The organism is Helicobacter pylori SA213A, assembly GCF_000476275.1.
In the GTDB taxonomy this organism is placed as follows: Bacteria; Campylobacterota; Campylobacteria; order Campylobacterales; family Helicobacteraceae; genus Helicobacter; species Helicobacter pylori_CL.
The window spans coordinates 1-1,353 of sequence record NZ_CBOM010000049.1 but is presented as its reverse complement, the minus strand read 5'-3'; the positions used below and the strand labels follow the sequence as shown (position 1 = coordinate 1,353).

2 protein-coding genes are annotated in these 1,353 nt (G+C 31.6%); both read right to left on the bottom strand.

The features are described 5' to 3' along the window. On the bottom strand, positions 1–651 hold a 651-nt coding region (locus QT74_RS07800), incomplete at its 3' end, for an ABC transporter permease (RefSeq protein ID WP_033765913.1). After that, positions 651–1,352: an ATP-binding cassette domain-containing protein gene (locus QT74_RS07795; RefSeq protein WP_033765912.1), complete on the bottom strand. Its 702-nt coding sequence runs from the start codon at positions 1,350–1,352 to the stop codon at positions 651–653. The genes QT74_RS07795 and QT74_RS07800, both read right to left, overlap by 1 nt. Position 1,353 lies beyond the last annotated feature (1 nt).

The following is a 1,353-nucleotide window of genomic DNA, read 5'->3' as shown; positions in this document are numbered from 1 at the left end:
AGTATCAATCCCTTGAAAAGCTTTGATTAGAAGTTGATTAAGGTAGTAAAAAATAGATGTTTTGATAAATAATTGACCAATATTAGGTAGGTATTCTAAAGGAACAAAAACATTACAAGACATTAGCGCATAGAGATTGATGATATTACAAAATCCTAAGATGCTTTGTTCGTTTTGAAAAATTCTAGCTACAAAAATTGCCAAGCAAAAACAAAACAATGCGCTTGAAAAAACACTAACAAACCCCAAAATAAGCGCTTTAAAATTAAGAATAGTGATGATATTGAGCGCATAAAAAGAGAGAACAATAAAGATAAAAGCATATAGGATTACAACGATTAGTCTTGAAGCGATTAATGCTAGAGTTATTTGTTTGAAAGTTGCTGGTGATAGCATGTAGAACAAGAATATATTATGCGATCTAGAGCTTGTTATAGCTTGTGTGAGACCAAAGATCGCGCTAGAAATAATAAGAAGTCCCATTAGACCTATAATGTTATTAAAGTAAAAAATTTCAGTGGTATTTTTTGAAAAAACAAAAATTAGTAATAGGAGCATTAAAATAGGATAAATAAAAGTCCAAAATAGCGCGCTTGTATTGGTGAGATAAGATTTGATTTCAAGTTTTAGGATAGATAGAATTGCTCCCACTAAATATCCTTTAGTAATGCTAATAAGTCTTTTGTGGTTGGTTTTTCTTTAAAGTTAAAAGTTTTAGCTACAGATTTTAATATAGAATTTAAAGGTTTGTATTGAGCAATGTTGCCATTTTTAAGGAGCAATACCCATTCGCAACTATCTAAGACAATAGGATCATGAGTGGCGATGATACTTGTAAGTTGTTGGGTGTTGCGCAAGCTTATGAGATTTGATAGTCTTATAAGAGCGTTTTGCTCTAAACTAGTTTCTGGTTCATCCATAATAATTAATTGGGGGTGGTGGCTAAGAGCTAAATCAATCTTTAAGCGCTGTTTTTGTCCATCACTTAGGTGTTCGTAGGTTTTATTCAAAAGATTTTTTTCAAATAGATTTGGAGTGCAGTTTTTGTGAAAAAATTGATAGAATTTAAAAAGGTCGTTTGCGTTTAATCCAGGTGGGTAGTTGAATAGGTTAGAGACAACTCCCAATTGCTTGCGTTGTGGTATAACATTGTCGTGGTATGGAATATTATTGTTTTGTGCTTTAAAATTATAGTCTGATCTAATGCCTAGAATAGTGTTGATAAGCGTTGATTTTCCAGCACCATTTGTGCCAATAATGGCTGTACTAGTATGACTTTTAAATGAAAAATTATGGATATTTAAAGCGTTTTTAAACATGGTTTTTGGGTGTATGCTGATATTAGAAATCATT